Here is a 19,710-nt window from a genome sequence, read left to right on the forward strand (position 1 = left end):
TCATCGCTTCGTCGTCATGGGGCGAAAAAAAAAATTCGAGGAATGCTTCAGGAGCGGCCCCCGACACCGGCTCTCAGCGCTCTCGATGCCCTTCTGTCAGCCTGCCGGCAGCCGAACGCAGAATCGGCTGCCCCGCCCCTCGTTGTCCCTCACGTCGATCCTGCCGCCGTGCGCCTCGACGACCAGCCGGCAGAACGTCAGCCCGAGGCCGCGGCCGGCCGCAGAGATCGCGCCCCCGTCGGCGAGCCGCGCGTACTTGTCGAAGATGCGGTCGCGCAGGTGGGCCGGGATCCCCAGGCCCTCGTCGCACACGTTGAGCTCGACCCAGCCCGGGTCGAGCCACCGCGCCTCGAGGCGCACCGCGCCGTGGGCCGGGCTATGACGGAGCGCATTGTCGACGAGGTTCAGCAGGACGCGCCGCACGAGCTCCTCATCGGCGCGGAGAAGACAGCTCGGCATGGCGGGGCAGAGCTCGATTCGCTGCCCGCGCGACGCAGCGAGCGGCTCCAGGATCTCGGCCACACCCTCGAACAGCGACGCCGGATCGAGCTCGGCGAGCCGCAGCACGAACATCCCGCGCTGGCGGCTCGCGACGTCGAGCAGGTTCAGCGCGGTGCGCTGGATGACCTCGGCCGAGGTGAGGACGGCATTCCATCGGCGCCGCTCCGGATCCGGGAGATCCTGCTTTTTCAGGCGCGCCTGCGCGGCGAGCATGATGCCGGCGGCGGGGCTCCTGAGATCGTGCGCGAGGAACTCGCTCAGCGCCTCGTTCTGCCAATGGAGCTCCTCCAGGGCTTTTTGCCTCTCCGCGAGAGCGCGGTTCGCCGCCTCGACCTCGCGCGCCCGCGCCTCGCCCTTCTCCAGGCCGTCGTGGAGCGCGACGTTCTCCAGGGCCACGGCGGCGCTGCCGGCGAGCGCCTGGAGCAGCGACACCTCGCTCTGCGGGATCTCTCGTATGGAGCTCCAGTAGGTCCCGATCGCCCCGAGCGGAGCGCGCGCGCGGATCGGCACCATGGCCATGCTCCGCACGTAGGTCGGCCGATAAGCGTCGATCGGGACCCGGGGATCGCGCGTGATGTCGCCGATGACCGCCGGCCTCCGATTCAGCATCACCCAACCGCTGACGCACGCCGACATCGGAAACCGCTTCCCCTGCCAGAGCGGCGCGATCGAGTCTTCCTGCGCGTAGTGACAGAGGTCGCCGTCGCGGAGCACGAAGGAAGCGCCGTCGGCGCCCGTGAGGTCGCGGGCGGCCCGATCGACAATCTGCATGATCGCCCGCAGGTCGCGGGCCAGCGAGAGGTCCTGCACGACGCTGATGAGGCGCTCGCAAGGATGGAGTTGTCGGAAACTCGGGTCCGAGTCAGCGAATCTCTCGTGGCCCTCCGGTTCCATTCGGCAGGGTCTCTAACGCGCGCTGGCGCGCACCACAAGGCGAGCGCGATGCGTTAAACGACGTCCCCCGGCGCACGTCACCGCCAGTGCCCGCGCGCCCGCCTCGCGCTCGGCGGCCGTGCAGCGGCGGCCGCTCTTTCTCTCCACGCGGCGAGCTCCAGGCCGACCTCTCGGCGGATGCAGGCGCGCCTCCCCGAGCGCCGCGCCCGCCCGCGTCCTCGCACAAGCAGCAGAACCCTCCTTCCGCCAGAACCGCTGTCGGCCATCGCTTCATGACGAGCGCGGAGGGGCGATGTGGTGGGGCAGCGGGCGCTCGCCCTCCGGCCGGGGTCGCGCGGGCCTCGATCCGCCGCGGCGCGTCTAGCGATGAGGCTGGCGTCTCGGCGCCCCCAAATGATATCACCACGTTACGGTTCGCCATGGTGCCAGGCTCGATGACCCCAGCGCCGAGAATCCGAGCAGCATCCCACCTCTTCGCACCCGGCGTCGTGACGGCGCCCACAGCGCGTTGGTTCATCCACCGTGAGAAGCCTGGGGCTGGCGCGCCGAGGCTCGTCGCTTCTGGCCTCCTGCAAGGATTCAATGGACGACAGGCTCGCTTCGCTCTCGTGTAAGACACTGCTCGACGGCACACCCACACCGCTGGCGTTGCTCTCCAGCGCCGGGGAGGTGGTGGCCTGCAACGCGGCCTGGGAGCGCTGCGTTGGCCCGTCCGGGCGGCTCCTCGAGCGCGTTCACGAGGACGATCGGGGCGAGCTGTCAGCCCGGATCACCGGCGCGCGCGCCGCCGCGGGCAGCGTCTCCGCCGCGGCGCGCGTCGTGGGCGCCCGCGGGGAGAGCGTCCCGCTGCACTGGACGCTGTGGCGCGCCGACGACACGGCGCTCTGGGCTGCCGTGAAGCCCGATCGCGGGGTGTGGGAGGACCAGGCGCGCATCCTCGTCGACGTGTTCCAGACGATGGATGCGATCGTCTGGTGGTGCGATCGGGCGGGCACGCTCCATGTCTCCGACGGCAACGGGCTCGAGAGCATGGGGATCAAGCCACATCAGCTCGTCGGAAGGAACATGTTCGATCTCTACGGCGCGGACGCGGAGATCATGGACCTGTGCCAGCGCGTCCTCGCGGGGGAGCCGGTCCGCACGGACACCGTGGCCGGGGGCGTGCACTGGATCGTGCACTACGCCCCCCGCCGGGACGATGACGGCGAGATCGTGGGCGTCCAGACGTTCGGCATCAACCTGGCCGACGATGTCAGGCTCGCCGTGAAGGGGGAGCTGCTCCGCGCTTGCATCGACAGCATGCCCATCGCCATCCTGGCGTTCGACAGGGCCGGCCTCTGCGTGATCGCGCAGGGCGGGGCGCTCGCGCAGATCGGTTGTACGGAGCGAGGCGAGCTGGGCAAGCACATGCGCGAGCTGTGCGGCGACACCGAGGACGTGCGCGCTGCCTTCGAGCACGCCCTCTCCGGGGAGATCGCGCAGGTCGAGCAGGTCCGGCGAGACAGGATCTGGCGGACCAGGTTCGTTCCCCAGAAGGACGTCCTCGGGGAGACGACCGGCGTCGGCGCCATCTGCGAGGACATCACGCAGCAGCTCCGCGTCGAGCAGCAGCTGCGGGAGCAGCTGCGGTTGACGCAGGATCAGCAGGAGTCGATCGCGCGGCTGTCGAGCCCCATCATCGAGGTCTGGCAGGACGTGCTCATCGTCCCCTTGATCGGCTCGGTCGACGCGGATCGCGCGGCGATGGTGATGGAGTCGCTGCTCGCGAGCGTGGTGGAGAAGCAATCCGCCTTCGCCATCCTCGACCTCACCGGGCTCGATTCGGTCGACACGACGACGGCGCAGCACCTCATCAAGATCGTCAATGGGCTGACGCTGCTCGGCTGCAAGGGCGTGGTCACCGGCATCCGCCCGCCGGTCGCGCAGACGATGGTCGGCCTCGGCTTCGATCTCTCGCAGGTCAAGACGCTGCGCAGCCTGAAGGAAGCGCTGCGCTGGTGCATGGGCGCGCGCCGCCGCTGAGGCGCCGCGCCGTACCGCATGGAGCGCGGCCGAGGCGCCGCGCCGGCCGCGCCGCGTGGAGGGCGGCGCGGCGCGGCGCTGGCGTCGACTCAGTCGACGCAGCGGCGGCTCAGTGGCTCGTCGGATCCGCGGGATCCGTGCCCGCGTCGCACTCATCGCCGTCGAGGAACCCGTCGCCGTCGCGGTCGATGCCGATGCGCGTGCCCGAGCCCGGCGGCACGCAGGTGTACGTCACCGGGTGCCCGGTGAGCGCGGCGAGCGAGCGCAGGACGAGATCGCTCAAGGGCGGGGCCGCGGCGCGCGCCGCGGTGAACTGGCCACCTCCGATATAGAGGAGGCCGGTCTCCTCGAGGAGGAACGGGAGCTTCGCCACGAGATCGCACTCCCCGACCTCGGCGCGCTGGCGGAGCAGATCGATGCGCGGCCAGGCCGCCGTGGCGTTGTGCGAGCCGAGCGTGACCTGCTGCCCGACGATGGGGGCGAGGTTCGTGTCGAACGCGAGCATGTACTCGACGGCCTGCTCGCGGAGGAGCTCGCCGGGCGCGCCGGGCGGGAAGCCGTTCGGCGAGAACTCGCTCTGCTCGAACCCGATCGCCTGGTGGAAGCGATAGAGCGTGTCCATCGCGCCGTCGTGCATGAACCCGAAGCCGCGGATCTGGTCGCCCTTGAAGTCGTTGTCTCCCAGGTGGAAGAGGCTCGGGACGGGGGCCATGCCGAACATACCGATCTTCTGGTACATGTTGCGCAGGTGGGGGATCTTGAAGCTCTGGCCGTTCTCCTGGCCGATGCTCGCGCCGTCCGTCCCGAAGAAGCCAGGGAAAGGCTCGCTGGTGCCGGCGTTCCCGTCCGGGTCCAGGGTATGGCAGGAATTGCACGAGAAGGTCCCGGCGCCGCCTTCGCGGAAGAAGTGATCGCGCCCGGCCTGCTGATCGGTGTTCAGCGAGTTGTCCAGGTTCCGGATCGGGTTCGGCGGATACGAGAGCTGGAGGATGAAGTCCGTGAACGCCTCCATGTCCTCGTCGGGGATCGGCGCGTGCCGGCCGAGCAGGTTGGTGAAGCCGCCCTGGAATTTCTCGAACGCCGCGCGCTCGTCGAAGGCCCCGCTGTCCGGCTGCGCGGTGGACGCGTCGTTGCCGCCCGTGCGGTCGCCGCGCCAGTGCATCGGGCCGTGGTTGGCCATGCCGCGCAGGCTCTGGGTCGTCATCGGCCCTTTCATGGGCTTCAGCGAGGTGTCGGCGGGGAACGGCGGGTTGATGTTCGTGAACGGCCCAGGGTTCGTCACGGTGTCCCCGTCGGGGTTGCCGAGGTCCCACGCCAGGCTATCGAGGTCGCCGAAGACGTGGCAGCTCGCGCACGACGAGTCGCCGTGGGCCGACGAGAAGCTCGCGTCATGGAGGAACATCCGCCCGCGGACCACGCTCTCCGGCTCGGGGTTGTGGAGCGCGATGTGCGCCGTCTCGGTGTTCGTGGACGTGTTGACGATCGAGATGGAGTTGTCGAAGCGCGTGAGCACGTACAGGCGGCCGCGCGGCTGGTCGAGCGCGAGCCCGCTCGGCCCGCCGCCGGTGACCTGGATCTGGCTCGCGAGGCTCGGCGTGAAGGTGTCATTCTCGATCTGGGCCGTCTGGAAGACCCCGACCTTGCTCGACCCGAACGCGGCGACGTAGAGCGTCGATCCGTCGCTCGTCACCGCCATGTCGACCGGCGTGGCCAGGCTCTTCGCGTTCTCGGCGTTGGGCACCGGAGCGCAGCAGGTCGAGTAATCGATGTGCTTGTTCAGGTGCCGCGGCAGGACCGAGCCGCCGCTGCCGAGCACGGAGATCCGGCTCTCGTGCAGGTGTCCCCGGACGGTCGTGCCGGCGAAGGTGCCCGGGCCCTCGAAGCGATCGAGGTTGAACGCCTCGGTGTTGGAGACGTAGACCTTCCCGTTCGCCGGGTTGACGACCATGTTGTAGAGGACGGTCCCGACGCCGGTGAAGAAGCCGGCGCTGCCGGGCCGCTGGACAGGGGGATTGGCCGTGGCGTCGATGACGAAGACGTCCTTGTCGGGCAGCGAGAACATGATCGAGTCGTCCCAGGGGTTGCCCCCGGCGTCGACCCAGTGGGTTCCGTCGTGCTGGACGATGAGCGACGTCGTGAGCTGCGGCTCCCCGAGGTGGTTGGTGAACGGCGGCAGCATCCCGCCCTCGTCCTCCACGATCGCGCGGTGCACGGCGGTCGTGCGGTTGCCGGTGTGGAAGCCGGCGGCGTACACCGAGGCCCCGTCCGGGCTGACCGCGAGCGCCCTCGGCGTGTCGGTGAAGAAGGAGAGGATCGTGAGGGGCGTGCCTCCGAGCGATGGTTGGGTCGCGATGGCGCTCGCGTTGAACACCCACACGTCGGCGCGGCCGACCCCGGGCGTCGTCAGCTGCGGATCGAACGGCGCGTTCTGGCCGCGGTGGGCGGCGGTGATGAACGCGCGCGACCGCCCGGGGCCGCCGAAGACGATGTCCCGCGGCTCGTCCCCGACGAGGAGCGTGCGCACGACCCGCGGCCGCAAGGGGAACGAGACGTCGACGACGCTGACGCTGTCGGAGAGGTGATTGACGACCCATACCTCGCCGTCGTTGCGCGCGGCGACGGCGACGGGCTCCAGGCCGACGGTCACGGATGAAATGTGTGTCAGACCACCCGACGAGACGTAGAAGATCTCCAGACGGCCGTCGGGTGTATTGGCCGCGAAGAGCAGGTGACGGCTTGGTGAGAGCGCGAGCGGTCGGACCTGACCGCTCTCGAAGAGGGTGTACGACGGAGCCGCCTCCGCGCTTGCCCCGACAGCGAGGCAAACGAGCGTGGCGGCGGTGAAGAGCAGGCGATTCTGGGAGCGCAGTGCACGATGTGGGCGCATACCGACCTCCTTGCCAGGGGGCTTTGGCAAAAGGACTCCTCAGTATAGAAGTGCACGGTTATCCTTGAGGAATCAAGAACTTCCTGATGCCGCTGGTGTGCTCCCTGTTGGACAGCCAACAAGGGTGATGTCGTGATGCGACCGTGTCGCGTTTGTCGCGTGTCTCGCCGCGTGTCTCGCTGCGTATTTCGCCGCGTATCTCGCCGTGTGTCTCGCCGTGTGTATGCGCGAATCGCCTACACGGTGGCTGCGTCAACGACTGTGGTGTGCGCCAGCGCGCGGAGCGCCTGGACCGCCGGCGCGGCTCGAGACTAGGATCGTCCCCCGTACACATCGAGCCTCGGGAGATCGCCATGTGCCGGAACATCAGGACGCTGTTCAACTTCGAGCCGCCGGCGACGGAGGAGGAGATCCGGGCGGCGTCGCTGCAGTTCGTGCGGAAGCTGAGCGGCTTCAACCGGCCGTCGCAGGCCAACGAAGCGGCGTTCGCGCAGGCCGTGGAGGACGTCGCGGCCGCGGCGCGCGTGCTGATGGCGTCGCTGTCCACGACCGCCGCGCCGCGGGACCGCGAGGTCGAGGCGACCAAGGCGCGCGAGCGCTCGCGGCTGCGCTTCAGCCGGGGCTGAGGCGCAGGGCCGCCGCGCCGCGCTGGGGCGGCCCTCCGGCTATCGCGCCGCGCCGCGCCCCTTGCGCGCCGCGCCGCGCCCCTTGCCCTCGCGGCGAGGGCCCGGCGCGGGCGGCTCTCCTTGCCGTGATGGCGCCGCGTGCGGTGAGTGCCCCGCCCTCGCCTCCCGGGCGCGCCGCGCCGGCAAACACACGACGCGCGCGGCGATGGCCATGCCCTCGAGGAAGGCCTCGCGCGTCGCGGCGCCGTACTTCAGGCCGCGCGCCGAGGAAACCAGGGTGTCCGCGAGCTGGCGCCCGGTGACCCCCGCGGGCGCGTAGGCGGCCGCGAGCCCGGAGGCGCGCAAGGCCTCGGCCACGGCCTCGACGAACCGCCCGTCGTGCTCGGCGACGAGGGGGCCGACGAGCTCGTTCGCGGCGGTCGAGAGATCCGCCGCGTCGGCCCCGAGCGCGCCGACGAACCGGCCGATCCACGCGTCGAACGCGGCCACGAGCCGCTCCTCCAAAGGGCGCTCCGCGTCGGCGAGCGCGGCCGCGGCCGCGGCGAGCGCGGCGTCGAGGAAGTGCCCCACGGACGCGCGGAAGAGCTCCTCCTTCGTGGCGAAGTGGAGGTAGAGGCCCTGCCGCGAGACGCCCGCCGCGCGCGCTACCTCGTCCATCGACGTCTTCCGGAAGCCGAAGCGCAGGAACACCGTGAACGCCGCGTCCATCAGCCTGCGGCGGCGCAGATCCTCGGCGGGTCTGTCGGTGGAGCGCGGCTCGCCCTCGTTCACGATGGTCAATATTGACAATAGTAGACCAAATTGTCAACAGGAACCTTGACGGTGCGCAGGTGGGCTGTCAGGTACGTCGGGTGCGCCAGCCCGCCTCCCCGGCCGATCCCGCGCTCTCTCCCCTCCGCGCCCGCCGGGGGGTGAAGCTCGGCGTGGTCGCCGCGGCCGCCGCGCTCCTCGTCGTCGCGCAGCGCATGGGGCTGTTCGAGATCTTCGGCGAGCCCGCGCGCATCAAGCAGGCGCTCCTCTCGCTCGGGCCGTGGGGGTATGTCGCGTTCGTCCTGGCCTACGCCGCGCTCCAGCCGTTCGGCGTGCCGGGCACGGTGTTCATCCTGGCGGCGCCGCTCATCTGGCCCTGGCCGGTGGCGTTCGCGCTCTCGATGGCGGGCACCATGGCGGCGAGCGTCGTGGGCTTCTCGTTCGCGCGCTTCGTCGCCCGCGACTGGGTCGCCGCGCGGGTGCCTGCGCGCTTCCGCGCCTACGACGAGGCCCTGAAGCAGCGGGCGTTCCTGACGGTGTTCGTGCTCCGCCTTGTCCTCTGGATGCCGCCCATGCTCCACGTCTTCTTCGGCGTCTCCGGGGTGCGCTTCTGGACGCATTTCTGGGGCTCGCTGGCCGGGTACGCCCTGCCGCTCCTGGCGACTGCCTATTTCGGTCAGCGGGTCTTCGACGCCCTGCGCGACGCGCCCCCGTCGGCGTGGGCCGGAATGGGCGCCGCCGCGCTGGCCGTCATGGTCCTTCTATGGCTGGCCAGGCGCTGCTCCAGGCGCGGCGTCGTCCCCTCCTGATCGATGCCTCTTTTGCCGGCATTTTAGAGAAGAAAAAATTGAACAGGGAGGCGGGGAGACGGGGAGATTCATGGGATTTTTACTCCCCGTCTCCCTGTGAATCTTCCCGAAAAGTTCGACGGTATGCTTCAGCGTCCCCTCATGAAGATGCTGGCGCCTGCGATGGGCGGAGACACCACGGGCGGCTGATCCGAGCACGGGAGTCCCGACCGCCGCCGAGCCGCTCCGCACCGTGTCCGGCCTGGACGGCGACGGCGCCGCTCGGAGCTGCCGGGTCGGGATCGATGAACCGGAAGCGACGAAATTTCCTCGCGTCACCGCGCCGCGGGGCCGCTGCCCAGGGCCTCGCGCGTTGAAAGCCCGCCGCCGGAGGCTATGCACGAGGCATGCGTGAGCGTCGCCCCAGCCAGACGGCATCCATCGTCGCCCTCATCCGGGCGCTCGCGGACCAGGGCCTGACCGACGTCCCGGGCTTCGAGGATCCGGTCGTCCACCGGCTGCTGTCGCGCCGGTGGAGCGCCGCGCTCGCGCTGTTCGCGCGCCGGCTCCGGCGCCTGGACCCCGCGAAGCGCGCGCGCGCCCTCGGCCGGCTCTCCGCGGTCCCGCTGCGCGTGATGGCCATCGACATCGAGCTCGAGCGCGCGGTGGCGCTCGGGTGCCGCCAGGTCGCGAGCCTGGGGGCGGGGCTCGACACGCGCGCTTTCCGGATGAAGGCGCTCTCGGCGACCCGGTTCTTCGAGATCGATCACCCGGCGACGCAGGCCTTCAAGCGGCGCAAGGCGGCGGGGCTGTCGCCGCTCGTGGAGCAGCTGACCTACGTGCCCGTCAACTTCGAGCGCGACGCGCTCGCCGCGTACCTCTCGGCGGCCGGCCATCGATCCGACGAGCCGACCGCGTGGGTCTGGGAGGGGGTGGTGATGTACCTGTCGGACGAGGCGCTGCGGTCCACGCTGCGGGCGCTCGCCGACGCCTCGGCGCCGGGCAGCGTGCTCCTCGTGTACTACATGGAACCGCCCGCGCCGCGCCGGACGCAGCGCATCCTCCGCCTGCTCACGTGGCTCTGGAGCGAGCCGCTCATCGGCCTGCGCCGGCGCGAGGTGATGCTCGCGGAGGTCGAGCGGGCCGGGTTCCGGGCGCTGCGCGACACGGGCCCAGCGGACTGGGCCCGGCAGTTCGGAGCCCCGTTCGCGCCGTCCAACCCGGCCACGAACACACGGCTCCTCGTCGCCGAGCGGCCCGGCGGTCGTGATCAAAATTGAACATGAAGGCGGGAAGGCGGGAAGAAAGATCAATGATCTTCCTGTCTTCCCGCCTTCATGTGAACTCTCTCAAGGCAGATTCGATCACTACCCGGCCGGCGCCGCGCCTCAGCTCCACGTCGCGGAGCGCCGCGGGTGGCGGGTCTCGATGGCCTCGGCGTGGCCCCGCAGCCCGCGCGCGGCAGGGAGGTTGCCGTGCTCCTCGAAGACGTCGGCAAGCGAGAGCCCGAGCACGACGATCTGCTGGGGCTTCTCCAGCGCGCCGACCATCGGGGCCACGGAGCCGAGCAGCTCGAACGCCCGCCGCCACGCCGTCGCCGCGGCGTCGGGCATGTCGGCGTTGAGCGCCGCGTGGCCGGAGCACCGGTGCATGTCCGCCGCGAACTCGTGGCTCCCGCGGCGGTTCGCGAGCTCTCCCGCGCGCGCGTACGCCTCCGACGCGTCGAGGAAGCGGCGCTGCTTGCTGTGCAGGCTGCCGAGCGAGGCGTAGGCCTCGGGCACGATCGCGAACAGGCCGCGCCGCTCCGCCTCCCTCAGCGCGGCGACGAACACCCGCTGCCCCTCCTCGACAACGCCCGCCGCGATCAGCGAGCGCGCGCGCTGCATGGTGATGTGGACGGCCTCCTCGCCGAGCCCCCGGCTCGCCAGCATCTCCTCGGCCCGTTGCTGGAGCTCCGCGGCCTCGGCGTGCCGCCCCGCGTGAAAACACGTGTCCGCCTCGTGCAGGAGGCGCCGCGCGGGCAGGAGCTCCGGGGCGCGGAGGGGCGACTCGGCGGCGATGCGCAGCTCCAGATCGGCGGGGAGGCGCCGCCCGCGCGCCGAGAGCTCGGTGATCACGCGCTCGAGATCGGCGATGGCCGCGCCGTCGGCCTCCGGCCACACGACGCGGGACGCGCCCTCGCCGAGGCGCGCGAGCAGATCGCCGACGCTCGAGTGGGCAGGATCGACGAGGACCCAGCGCACGAGCGCGAGGTCGGGGCAATGCGCGAGCCAGAAGAGGTCGCGGGCATAGGCGCGCGGGTCGTCGATGTGCTGCGGCGCCAGCACGACGACCGCGGTCCCGTCCGGGGCGCTGGCGGCGACGTGCGCCGCGAGGGCGCTGGCGAAGGCGTCGAGCGGCTCGCGCAGCGGGCCGTGCTCGGGCGTCGCGAGGGCCGCCGGGGCGCCGAGCTCGCGCGACAGCGCGTGCTCTCGGGCCGCCCAGCCGCGGCTGGGCCCGTAGACCGGATCGGCCAGGACCCATACGGGACGGGGCGCCGGGCCTGCTTCACCGAGCGCTCGCAGCAGCGCAAGCGTGTGGCCGTGGACGTGTGCCGGCACGATCACGTGCAGCAGGCGGGCTCGCTCGCCCGTGAAGATGGCGCTGAGCGCGCTGGCGAAGTCGTGGTTCATGTCGCGGTTCCGGGCGGAGTCTTGCTCCGATCGCCGCGGAGGCCAAGCGGAGGCGCCCGCGCCGCCGGCCGGGGCCTCCCCTGCGCCACGAGCGCCCGCCTCCCGGCTCTGGGCGGGCGGCCATTGCGCGTCGCAGGACGCCACGGTCGAGGCGATGTGTCTCAGGGGCGCGATCCCCGGATCCGAGGGTGTGGTGACGAGGAACACGCGCGGGCGCTCGGCGCGGCTTGGCCCGGGCATTGCTGACATGGTCGAGCGCGGAGGAGAGGATACCGTGAAAACAGGGATTCGATCGCTGCTCCTGGGCAGCATGGTCATCGGTTGCGTCGGTGTGATCGGTTGCGGAGGCAGCAAGCCTCAGCCGGAGGGACCTGCCGAGAAGGCGGGCGAGGCCGTGGACGACGCCGCGCGCGACGTCAAGGACGAGGCGAAGGACGCCGCGGAGTCCACGGGCGACGCGGCCGAGAAGGCGGGGGACAAGATCGAGGAGAAGACCGACTAGCGGCCCCGAGCGATCTCGGGCCGTTCGCGCGGCGAGGGGCGAGCCCGTGCGCTCGCCCCTCGCCGCGCGTCGAGCCGTGAGCAAGGCTGGCCGGAGCGCCTCGCGCGCGAGAGCGCCCCGGCCGGCGATGAAACCCGAACCACCCCGGCCGCGCCGAGGCGCGGCGCACCATGGAGGCAGGAAATGAAAGCGACGTCATTGCTCGAGAAGCAGCATCGCAAGGTGGAGTCCCTCTTCAAGCAGCTCGAGAGCGGCAGATCGGATCCGGCGCTCGTGCTCGCCGAGCTCGCCAACGAGCTCGCCGCGCACATGGCGATCGAGCAGGAGACGTTCTATCCCGCGGTGCAGCAGATCAAGGAGGACCTGATCCTCGAGAGCTTCGAGGAGCACGCCATGGCCGAGCTCGCGCTGAAGCGGCTGCTCTCGACCTCCCCGGACGATCTCTCGTTCAAGGCGCGCGTGACGACGCTGAAGGAGCTCATCCAGCACCACGTCGAGGAGGAGGAAAAGGAGCTCTTCCCGGCTGTCGAGAAGGCCGTGGACGAGAAGCGGCTCGCCGAGCTCGGCAGGTCGATGAAGGCGGAGTTCGAGCAGCGGCTGGCCGAGGGCTACGAGGAGCTCCTGCCGGCGGGCTACAAGAAGACGTCGGCGGACCAGGCGAGCCACGCGATCCACGAGGGCCACGCGAACGGCGCGGCCCGGGCCTGACGAGGCCCTGCGCGAGGAGAGAGGTCGAGCGGCGGTCCGGCGGTGAGACATGAAAGACGCGATCGGCTGGGTCAGCTCCGGCGTCCTCGTGCTGACCATCGGCAATCAGGTCTACAAGCAGTGGAGGAGCAAGACGAGCCAGGGCATCTCCAGGTGGCTCTTCGTCGGCCAGCTGGCCGCGTCGTTCGGGTTCGTCATCTACAGCTGGATGCTCCAGAGCTGGGTCTTCGTGGCGACGAACTCGCTCATGGTCGCGAACGCGCTCGCCGGCGCGACGATCGTCTATCTCCAGCGCAGGCGCCGCGCGCCTCGGTCGGCGGAAGCGGAAGACGAGGCCAGGGCCCGGCGAGCGTTCAAGTTTCCACGGGCCGCCGGGCCGCGGGGACGACATCTGATGGCCGGTCGCGGCGCGCTGGCTGTCCTGTCTCGCACGAGTGGAATTCGAAGCAAACGAACACACATTCATGCGACACGCGCGCTTCTCTCCGCACAGACACGCGGGAAGCCCGCCAATCGAGCCTGAGGAGCCGCTCAAGCATGCAAAAGTGAAGCAGGATCGGTCGATGTTGAGCATGCGTCGAATGCTCCATAGACTCGACGGATGCTTACCCCTCGGACTCCTTCATGTGCCGTCGCGCTCGCCGCGACGTTCATCGGTGCTGTGCTGTCGGGCTGCGTCGGTGAGGTGGGCGACGGATCGGCCGATGGCGAAGGCGGCGGGCCGTCGAGCGGCGCCGGCGCCGTGATCCATCCGGGAGACTCCGGCAGCGGGCCGAGCACCAGCAGCGGCGGCTCGACCGCGGCGGGCACCGGCGGCTCGTCTGCCCAGGGAACCGGCGGCTCGGCCACGGCAGGCACAGGCGGCTCGTCGGCCGAGGGCGCCGGCGGCGCCAGCAGCTCGGCTGCGCAGGGCGCCGGCGGCGCCGGGGGCTCGACCACGGCGAGCACCGGCGGCTCGTCGGCCGAGGGCGCCGGCGGCTCCTCCGCGCAGGGCGCCGGGGGCTCGGCCACGGCCTCGACCACGGCCGGCACCGGAGGCTCGAGCGGCGAGGGCTCCGGGAGCGGCGCTGGCGGCTCGGGCGGCGCCACCGGCGCTGCGCAGCTGTGCGTCGATACGATCAACGAGCACCGCGCCACGCTCGGCTTGGCGCCCCTCGCGCGCTGGGTCGAGGCGGAGTCGTGCTCCGATGAAGAGGCCGAGTCCGACGGGAACACCGGCGAGTTTCACGGCGCGTTCGGCGCTTGCAACGAGAACGCCCAGAACGAGTGCCCCGGGTGGGGAGGCCCGCCGGAATCGATGATCGTCTCGTGTTTGCAGGTCATGTGGGACGAGGGGCCGGGCGAGGATTTCGAGAAGCACGGCCACTTCATCAACATGAGCAGCACCCGCTTCACGAAGGTGGCTTGCGGGTTCCACACCTTCCTGGACGGCAGCGTCTGGGCGGTGCAGAACTTCCGGTGACGGGCGCGGAGACGCTCACGGGCCGCCTGATCCATCGGAGGCCGCGCTCACGCGGCCCTCGGCGGATTCATCTTCTCCCAGGACCGCCGCGCCCTCCTCGAGCTTGCCGGTGAGCCGCACGCGCGTCGCGCGGTGCACCCACACGTCGAACGCCTCCATCATGCGCCGCTCGATGGCCGCGCCCTCGAGCAGGCCGAGCGCGCGCGCGACGGCCTCCAGCGTCGACAGGGCGCCCTCGTGCGGCGCGCGGCGCAGGCCATAGCGGCTCGGCGCGCCCTCGGGCAGCGTGACCGGCTCGGCGCCGCGCGCGTCGGCGTCCCGGTGGACCGCGCGGCGCGCCTGGTTCCAGTTGCCGTCAGGGACGAGCAGCACCACCGGCTCGCCGCCCGCGTCGTCGGGCGTGAGGGCGCGCGCCTCGGGCGACGGGAAGAGCACGAGCCGGCGGCCCTCCGGCAGCGGCGGGCGCGGCCGCGGCGCGATCTCGCCGCGCACGCGCACCTCCGCGCCCTCGAGCAGGCGCGCGACGAGCCGGCCCGTGTTGGTGCTCCTCGTGCGCTCGATCCGGTGGGTGAGCAGCACGACGCGCGTGCGCACGGAGAGCCGGGGCAGCGCGCCGCAGAGGCACATCGCCTGCGGCAAGCCGCAGCCGCGGCAGCGCGGCGTCCCGCGCGCGCGGATGGCAGGCAGATCGGGCGGCTGAAGCGGGAGGAACGTCATCGCGTCCGGGCCGGGCGTTCTCCCACGCGCCGGCCGTCCCGGTCAAACGACTCCGCACATCGAGGCGCTGCTCGACGCCGGCATCGTCGTCAATGATGCCGGCATAGTCATCCAGGACATCGGCTGGTGGTGAGCGCCGACGCGGGGTGACCGGCCGGCGTCGGAATCGGTCGCCGCCTCCGTCTCAAGGAAGCGAATGCCGCTTCAGCGTGGCCCACCCGATCTCGGGGCTCCCCCAGGTCATGCCGCCGCCCTCCGCGGTGCACAGCGTCACCTCCGCGCCGCTTGCGCAGCTCGAGTACGTCGAGCAACCGTCGCTGTCCGCTGCGCTCGGGGATCCCGTGCACCGGTTCAGCTCGGCCCACCTCTCGAAGGTGCCGGCGGCTCCGAGGAAGGTGATGTTCGCGCCGTTCGGCGCCTGCTGAGGCCCGCCTTCGTAAGGCACCAGCAAGTCCGCGATACCCCGGAACGAGATCTCGGTCACCGGCCGCGACGGCTGGCAGGGCTGCTCCGACGCCGCCAGAAGGTCGAACGCGCTGGGAGCGACCGCGGCAAAGACGTCCGCGGCGTTGCACGCCAGGTGGTAGGCCATCCCGCCGCCGTTCGCGACGCCGACGGCATAGACCCGCTTGACGTCGACACACGCCTCCTTCTGGACCTCCTGGACCAGGGCGCGCGCGAACCCCACGTCGTCGACGTCGCGCGACGTCGTGCAACACGGACCGATGTTCCACGCGCCGTCGATGCCCTGCGGCCACGCGACGATGAACCCCTCGGCCTCGGCGAGCTCGCGGTACCCCGAGGCCTCGGCCTCCTCCGCCGGGGTCCCGCCCAGCGTATGGTAATCGAGCACCAGCGGCATGGGGCTCGCGCCCGTGTAGCTCGCGGGGAGGCGAACGACGTAGCTTCGGGTGGTGTCCCCGACCGTCACCGTGCGCTCGTTGTCGCCGGGCGAAAGCGTGGTCGCCGGGCACGCGGTCGCCTCGCCATCGTCAGGCACCCGGCAGAAGCCGCCCTGACAGCGGAACGGCGCGCCGAGGGCCTCGCAATCGGCGTCGCCGCCGCAGGAGATATCGCAGAACGCAGCGCTCTCGGCCGCGGCGCAGGCCGCCTCGCCAGGCCGCTCCGCCACGGCCACGCACGCGGCGCCGGAGGCGAGCGCCGCGCATTCGCCGGCGACAGAACAGGCGCGCGTGCAGACGCCGCAGATGCAGGAGAGGCCGTCCGCGCAGCTGGCATCGCAGCTCCTGAGAAAGTTGGTCTCGCTCCCGGTCTGAGGGCCGATGTCCCTGCAGGCCGAGCCGAGGAGCGCTCCGCCCGTCACGCCCGCGATGAGGCACGCCGTCACGACCACCCTAGATCGCATCGCCGCCCCCGCTGTCCTGCTGGATCAAGCACTGTCCGATGTACAGAACGACCTGCGTGTACCTGTCCGGCCTCTCGTGCGCCGCGTTGAAGGCCTCGACCTGCTCGCGCAGCTCGACCAGCTGGGCACGCAGACGCCCCAGCGTCTCGTAAGCCCGCCGTTCGTGCGGATGGCCGGGCCACAGGTCGAGGGTATAGGTGCTCCCCCCGACGCGATCGCCAAGGCCGGGCGCGGAGCGATCCTCGCGCAGCCGGCACAGGATGGTCTTCACCATCGCCTGGAAGTGATCGAAGATCGCCGCCTCCCACCCCACGGGCGAGCCCAGCAGCACATAGAGGCTCCCGGCGCTGTACATCGCCCCGGCGCCCTCCCCGGTCCGCTCGACACGCGCCGATTCCACGAGGCGCCCCAGGGCGGCGTCGAGCTCCGCGCGCTCGATGTGCGTCCGCTGAAGCAGCTCGTCGCGCGCGAGCGGGCCTTCCCGGTAGATGATCGCCCAGACGAGCTCGTCGACACCTTCGCCGGAGCGGAGCGCGCGCAGCGCGCCCAGCTCGTCGTCGGACACCGCGCGATACACCACCTGAGCCCCCTGCCCCGCCTGGAAGATCAAGCGGCTCTCGCAGAGGTCGAAGAGCACCCCGCGGAGCAGGACGTCATCCTCGCCGGCGAACGCCCTCAAGATCTCGGCCCGCGGCGTGATCCCCCGGCGGCGGATGTGGTCCAGCACGGCCTCCCAGAGCGAACGGCCCCGCTCGACCGAGCTCTCCGTGATCCGCCGGACGCGGCGCTGATAGGTCCGGAGCCCCATGCCGAACATGTCGGCGCCCACCTTGCGGCTGACGCCTTGCCGCTCGAGCTCGGTGACCAGGTCCTGGAACACCTGGTCTGCGAGCTGGGCCAGGGGTGCACGCCAGCCGCCCGAGGTCGCCAGCTGGGCGATGAGGACGGTGGTCTGACGAACGATGGCATGAATCAGCTCTACCGTCATAAATTGATAAGTATCGACGAGAGGCCTCGTTGCGCGCCACAGAGTAACGCTGCACAGGCCCGCGGGGGGAGTGACAAACCCGACACCCCCCGGGCGTGGGAGGGGCGCGGCCTCATCGAGCCGCTCGACCTCGGGTCTCCCTCAACCCACGCACCGCCAGCACGAGCTCCTCCAGCGTGTCGACGATGCGGTCGGCGCCCGCAGCCTCCAGCTCCGCGCGCGAGCCGTAGCCCCAGGTCACCCCGATCGCCACGAGGCCGTGCGCCTTGGCGCCGAGGACATCGTGTTCGCGGTCGCCGATCATGCACGCCTCGGCGGGGGTGAGCGACTCGCGCTCGAGGGCGTGCGCGATGAGCTCGGCCTTGGTCGAGCGCTCGCCCGACAGCTCGGCGCCGTAGACCCGGGGCACGTTCGAGCGAAGGCCGAAGTGGTCGACGATGCGCTCGGCATAGACGGCCGCCTTGCTGGTGACGAGACAGAGGCCGTGGCCCGCCTGGCGGAGCTGCGCGAGCGCCTCTGGCACACCGGGATACACGCTGTTCTCGAACAGGCCGAGCGTGCCGAAGCGCTCGCGGTAGACGCGCACGGCCTCCTCGATACGGACGCTGTCGCGCGTCGCCAGGATCTCGGCGAACACCTCGCGCAGCGGCGGGCCGATGAAGCGGCGCACCTCGGCGAGGCCGATCGAGCCGTGCCCGAGCACACGGGCCGCGTGCACGAAGCAGGCGGCGATGCCAGGGGCCGGATCCGTCAAGGTGCCGTCGAGATCCAGAAACAACGTGCGCATGGCGGCGCACGTAGGGCACCGAAGGGGGCGGCGGCAAGGGTCGCGAACTGGCACAGACGCGAGGTCAGACCGAACGGAACTTTTCGGTGACGCTCCCCTCGGAGGACTGGCACCGTGATGGCTCTCGAGATCAACGAGGGGGATGACAGATCTGTCCAAGGGGGGTGACGGCGATCTCGCCGTCTATTCACGCGGGTCGCAGCGGCAATAGAACAAGGACGGTCGGACGCGAGCCGAGAGTCTCTGCAGGTCCTGACCAGCGCCCCCTAACAGAAGGTGACGACGATGAATTGTCCTGTTCTTTCCTCCCGACTGGTGGTCCGTTGCGCTCTTGGGATGGCCGTGCTCAGCCTCGGAGCTTGCGCTTCAGAGGTCGACTCGAACGAGGGTTCGGAGTCGGAGAGCGCAGCGACCGGTGAAACGACGGGCACCAGCGCTTCCACGACCGGAAGCTCGACGAGCGGGGGGACAGGCGCTGGAAGCTCAAGCTCTGCCGGAGCGACAACGGGGACGACCGGCGCGGGAGGAGCCCCGAGCGGCGCTACCAGCGGCGCTTCCGGCACCGGCGGAGGCGGCACCGGCGGCGCAGACGCGAGCGGACCAGCGTCGGTGAGCAGCACGAGCACGGGCGGCGATCCCGGGACGGGCGGCGGGGATGACGGCCTGCCTCCGACAGGCGACAACTCGGTCGCGTACACCGGCTGCTCGATGGCCAACAACATCGGCACTGGCTACAAGCGCGTCGGCGGCAAGATCATGTGGAACGCGGACAACTATCAAACGGGCGCCATGGTGGTCCAGAACTGGACCAACCCGAACAGCTCTTCCTGGCAGCTCTTCGACCGGAAGATGGAGTCGATCGGCGGGAAAGGCGTCGTCAAGGCCATCATGGTCCAGATCTGCATCCTGTCGCAGCGGGCGACCGACCAGGAGCTCCGTGACATGGTCAAGGCGGCGCGCCAGCACGTCAACCCGGGCACGCACATCTACATCGTGGGCCAGCCTGTCTACAACGCAGGGCACGATTGCTTCATCGCGGGAGCGGGCGGCGCCGATTGGACGGACATGAAGGCGCAAGAGCTGGCCAAGGACTCGACCATCAACGAGAACATGAGCTACCTCGGGAAGTTCATCCTCGACAACGACGCGGGCGAGGTCAGCGACGGCTGCCACGCCAGCAGCCCGAAGGGCGAGAACGTGCTGGGAGAGCAGGCGAAGGCGTTCTTCGGGGGCTGATCGGGGCGCAGGCCGAACGAGACCGCGCTGCGATGTCGACGGGCGCGCGCCATGCGTGGTGGCGCGCGCTCCGGAGGAGAGCAGGAGCTGACCATCGTGAGTGACCTATGATTTCGCTTGCCCCTCCTTGCCACACCGTCTGCATCGCCTTCTTCGGGCTGCTGCTCTCGGCAGGTTGCACCTGCGGAAACGAGGAGAGGATCGCGGCGGACGAGACGCTCGCCGGGGATCGAAGCAGCGGCCACGCGGGCGCCCGGGCTGGAACGGCGCCAAGTTGCGCCGGGCTGCCGGCGACCTGCGGGCCATCGGAGAACGAGGACTGCTGCGAGAGCTTGCCGGTCCCCGGCGGAACGTTCGCTCGAAGCTACGACGGCGTGGACTATCTGGACCGGAGCTACACGGCGACGGTGAGCGACTTCCACCTCGACAGGTACGAGGTCACGGTGGGTCGGTTCCGGGCGTTCGTGAACGCAGGCATGGGCACGCAGGCCAGCCCGCCTGGCGATGGCGCGGGTGCACATCCAAAGATCCCAGGCTCTGGCTGGAGCTCCGCGTGGAACACCAAGTACCCGATGCCATGCCATGACTGCGCCGCCGTGACAGCAGGCTCCTACCGGGCCTTCCGGAGCGGCAGCAACGACGACCTCGCCCCGACCCTCCGGTCGGCCACCCGCCACGTCTACTACCCCGAGCTCCGAGGCAACATCGGGTCGCGTTGCGCCAGAAACCCTTTGGCCAGCGGATAGCCTCGGGTCTCCGGGCGGATCGCACGTGCTAAGAAATTAGCACACGCTGCTTGCTAAT

Annotated in this window: 18 protein-coding genes; 10 read left to right on the forward strand and 8 right to left on the reverse strand. The window is 70.7% G+C overall.

The genetic code is table 11. The annotated features are described in order from the left end of the window. Nucleotides 1-96: 96 nt before the first annotated feature. The gene (locus WMF27_RS37155) at nt 97-1,311 is read right to left on the reverse strand and encodes an ATP-binding protein (RefSeq protein ID WP_437943362.1); all 1,215 of its coding nucleotides are present in this window, start codon (nt 1,309-1,311) and stop codon (nt 97-99) included. Nucleotides 1,312-1,977: 666 nt separating this feature from the next. Between WMF27_RS37155 and WMF27_RS37160 the strand changes: the two genes are divergently transcribed. Further along, nucleotides 1,978-3,417 carry a PAS domain-containing protein gene (locus tag WMF27_RS37160; RefSeq protein ID WP_437764145.1) on the forward strand — a complete coding sequence of 480 codons (1,440 nt, stop codon included), beginning with the start codon at nt 1,978-1,980 and terminating at the stop codon, nt 3,415-3,417. Nucleotides 3,418-3,526: 109 nt separating this feature from the next. Here WMF27_RS37160 and WMF27_RS37165 read toward each other — a convergent pair whose 3' ends face one another. Further along, nucleotides 3,527-6,304: a hypothetical protein gene (locus WMF27_RS37165; protein ID WP_437943363.1), complete on the reverse strand. Its 2,778-nt coding sequence runs from the start codon at nt 6,302-6,304 to the stop codon at nt 3,527-3,529. A 353-nt stretch (nt 6,305-6,657) separates the two neighbouring features. Here WMF27_RS37165 and WMF27_RS37170 point away from each other — a divergent pair, with 353 nt between their 5' ends. Then, nucleotides 6,658-6,930, forward strand: a complete 273-nt coding sequence (locus WMF27_RS37170) for a DUF2277 domain-containing protein (RefSeq protein ID WP_437295277.1) — start codon at nt 6,658-6,660, stop codon at nt 6,928-6,930. A gap of 39 nt (nt 6,931-6,969) precedes the next feature. Here the strand turns inward: WMF27_RS37170 and WMF27_RS37175 are convergent, their stop codons facing one another. After that, nucleotides 6,970-7,701: a TetR/AcrR family transcriptional regulator gene (locus tag WMF27_RS37175; RefSeq protein ID WP_437764143.1), complete on the reverse strand. Its 732-nt coding sequence runs from the start codon at nt 7,699-7,701 to the stop codon at nt 6,970-6,972. Nucleotides 7,702-7,781: 80 nt separating this feature from the next. Here WMF27_RS37175 and WMF27_RS37180 point away from each other — a divergent pair, with 80 nt between their 5' ends. Together WMF27_RS37180 and WMF27_RS37185 are read left to right on the forward strand one after the other, a co-directional pair. Continuing rightward, complete coding sequence (locus tag WMF27_RS37180; RefSeq protein ID WP_437764142.1) at nt 7,782-8,489, forward strand: TVP38/TMEM64 family protein; 708 nt, start codon at nt 7,782-7,784, stop codon at nt 8,487-8,489. A gap of 386 nt (nt 8,490-8,875) precedes the next feature. Further along, nucleotides 8,876-9,748 carry a class I SAM-dependent methyltransferase gene (locus WMF27_RS37185; protein WP_437764141.1) on the forward strand — a complete coding sequence of 291 codons (873 nt, stop codon included), beginning with the start codon at nt 8,876-8,878 and terminating at the stop codon, nt 9,746-9,748. Between the two features lie 108 nt (nt 9,749-9,856). Here WMF27_RS37185 and WMF27_RS37190 read toward each other — a convergent pair whose 3' ends face one another. Next, nucleotides 9,857-11,140, reverse strand: a complete 1,284-nt coding sequence (locus WMF27_RS37190) for a hypothetical protein (protein ID WP_437764140.1) — start codon at nt 11,138-11,140, stop codon at nt 9,857-9,859. A gap of 274 nt (nt 11,141-11,414) precedes the next feature. On the opposite strand from WMF27_RS37190, the gene WMF27_RS37195 reads away from it, so the two are divergent. The 4 genes from WMF27_RS37195 (at nt 11,415) to WMF27_RS37210 (ending at nt 13,812) form a co-directional block, all read left to right on the forward strand. After that, entirely contained in the window at nt 11,415-11,642 is a 228-nt protein-coding gene (locus tag WMF27_RS37195) for a hypothetical protein (RefSeq protein ID WP_012240084.1), read from the forward strand. 183 nt (nt 11,643-11,825) lie between these two features. After that, the gene (locus WMF27_RS37200; protein WP_437943364.1) at nt 11,826-12,350 is read left to right on the forward strand and encodes a hemerythrin domain-containing protein; all 525 of its coding nucleotides are present in this window, start codon (nt 11,826-11,828) and stop codon (nt 12,348-12,350) included. An 88-nt stretch (nt 12,351-12,438) separates the two neighbouring features. Continuing rightward, nucleotides 12,439-12,873 (forward strand): hypothetical protein, encoded by a 435-nt coding sequence (locus tag WMF27_RS37205; RefSeq protein ID WP_437943365.1) that lies wholly within the window; start codon nt 12,439-12,441, stop codon nt 12,871-12,873. A gap of 78 nt (nt 12,874-12,951) precedes the next feature. Further along, nucleotides 12,952-13,812 (forward strand): CAP domain-containing protein, encoded by an 861-nt coding sequence (locus WMF27_RS37210; RefSeq protein WP_437943366.1) that lies wholly within the window; start codon nt 12,952-12,954, stop codon nt 13,810-13,812. 15 nt (nt 13,813-13,827) lie between these two features. On the opposite strand, the gene WMF27_RS37215 is transcribed toward WMF27_RS37210, so the two are convergent. The 4 genes from WMF27_RS37215 to WMF27_RS37230 form a co-directional block, all read right to left on the reverse strand. Next, on the reverse strand, nt 13,828-14,529 hold the full coding sequence (locus WMF27_RS37215; protein ID WP_437943367.1) for a tRNA-uridine aminocarboxypropyltransferase: 702 nt from the start codon (nt 14,527-14,529) through the stop codon (nt 13,828-13,830). A 184-nt stretch (nt 14,530-14,713) separates the two neighbouring features. Continuing rightward, nucleotides 14,714-15,895, reverse strand: coding sequence for an alpha/beta hydrolase family esterase (locus WMF27_RS37220; RefSeq protein ID WP_437943368.1), 1,182 nt, complete (start codon nt 15,893-15,895; stop codon nt 14,714-14,716). Beyond that, the gene (locus WMF27_RS37225; protein WP_437764133.1) at nt 15,885-16,883 is read right to left on the reverse strand and encodes a hypothetical protein; all 999 of its coding nucleotides are present in this window, start codon (nt 16,881-16,883) and stop codon (nt 15,885-15,887) included. Before WMF27_RS37225 ends, WMF27_RS37220 begins: the two co-directional genes overlap by 11 nt. Nucleotides 16,884-16,995: 112 nt before the next feature. After that, nucleotides 16,996-17,670 (reverse strand): HAD hydrolase-like protein, encoded by a 675-nt coding sequence (locus WMF27_RS37230; protein ID WP_437764132.1) that lies wholly within the window; start codon nt 17,668-17,670, stop codon nt 16,996-16,998. A 609-nt stretch (nt 17,671-18,279) separates the two neighbouring features. Here WMF27_RS37230 and WMF27_RS37235 point away from each other — a divergent pair. Further along, nucleotides 18,280-18,906 carry a hypothetical protein gene (locus WMF27_RS37235; RefSeq protein WP_437764131.1) on the forward strand — a complete coding sequence of 209 codons (627 nt, stop codon included), beginning with the start codon at nt 18,280-18,282 and terminating at the stop codon, nt 18,904-18,906. Between the two features lie 107 nt (nt 18,907-19,013). Further along, nucleotides 19,014-19,652, forward strand: a complete 639-nt coding sequence (locus tag WMF27_RS37240) for an SUMF1/EgtB/PvdO family nonheme iron enzyme (protein WP_437764130.1) — start codon at nt 19,014-19,016, stop codon at nt 19,650-19,652. Nucleotides 19,653-19,710: the final 58 nt, after the last annotated feature.

This window comes from Sorangium sp. So ce281, from assembly GCF_051527395.1.
In the GTDB taxonomy this organism is placed as follows: Bacteria; Myxococcota_A; Polyangia; order Polyangiales; family Polyangiaceae; genus Sorangium; species Sorangium cellulosum_B.

Bases quoted from the DNA above. Each gene is read 5' to 3' on its own strand.
- WMF27_RS37160 (WP_437764145.1), top strand. From the start codon at position 1,978: ATGGACGACAGGCTCGCTTCGCTCTCGTGTAAGACACTGCTCGACGGC.
- WMF27_RS37165 (WP_437943363.1), bottom strand. From the start codon at position 6,304: ATGCGCCCACATCGTGCACTGCGCTCCCAGAATCGCCTGCTCTTCACC.
- WMF27_RS37170 (WP_437295277.1), top strand. From the start codon at position 6,658: ATGTGCCGGAACATCAGGACGCTGTTCAACTTCGAGCCGCCGGCGACG.
- WMF27_RS37185 (WP_437764141.1), top strand. From the start codon at position 8,876: ATGCGTGAGCGTCGCCCCAGCCAGACGGCATCCATCGTCGCCCTCATC.
- WMF27_RS37190 (WP_437764140.1), bottom strand. From the start codon at position 11,140: ATGAACCACGACTTCGCCAGCGCGCTCAGCGCCATCTTCACGGGCGAG.
- WMF27_RS37200 (WP_437943364.1), top strand. From the start codon at position 11,826: ATGAAAGCGACGTCATTGCTCGAGAAGCAGCATCGCAAGGTGGAGTCC.
- WMF27_RS37210 (WP_437943366.1), top strand. From the start codon at position 12,952: ATGCTTACCCCTCGGACTCCTTCATGTGCCGTCGCGCTCGCCGCGACG.
- WMF27_RS37215 (WP_437943367.1), bottom strand. From the start codon at position 14,529: ATGACGTTCCTCCCGCTTCAGCCGCCCGATCTGCCTGCCATCCGCGCG.
- WMF27_RS37220 (WP_437943368.1), bottom strand. From the start codon at position 15,895: ATGCGATCTAGGGTGGTCGTGACGGCGTGCCTCATCGCGGGCGTGACG.
- WMF27_RS37225 (WP_437764133.1), bottom strand. From the start codon at position 16,883: ATGACGGTAGAGCTGATTCATGCCATCGTTCGTCAGACCACCGTCCTC.
- WMF27_RS37230 (WP_437764132.1), bottom strand. From the start codon at position 17,670: ATGCGCACGTTGTTTCTGGATCTCGACGGCACCTTGACGGATCCGGCC.
- WMF27_RS37240 (WP_437764130.1), top strand. From the start codon at position 19,014: ATGATTTCGCTTGCCCCTCCTTGCCACACCGTCTGCATCGCCTTCTTC.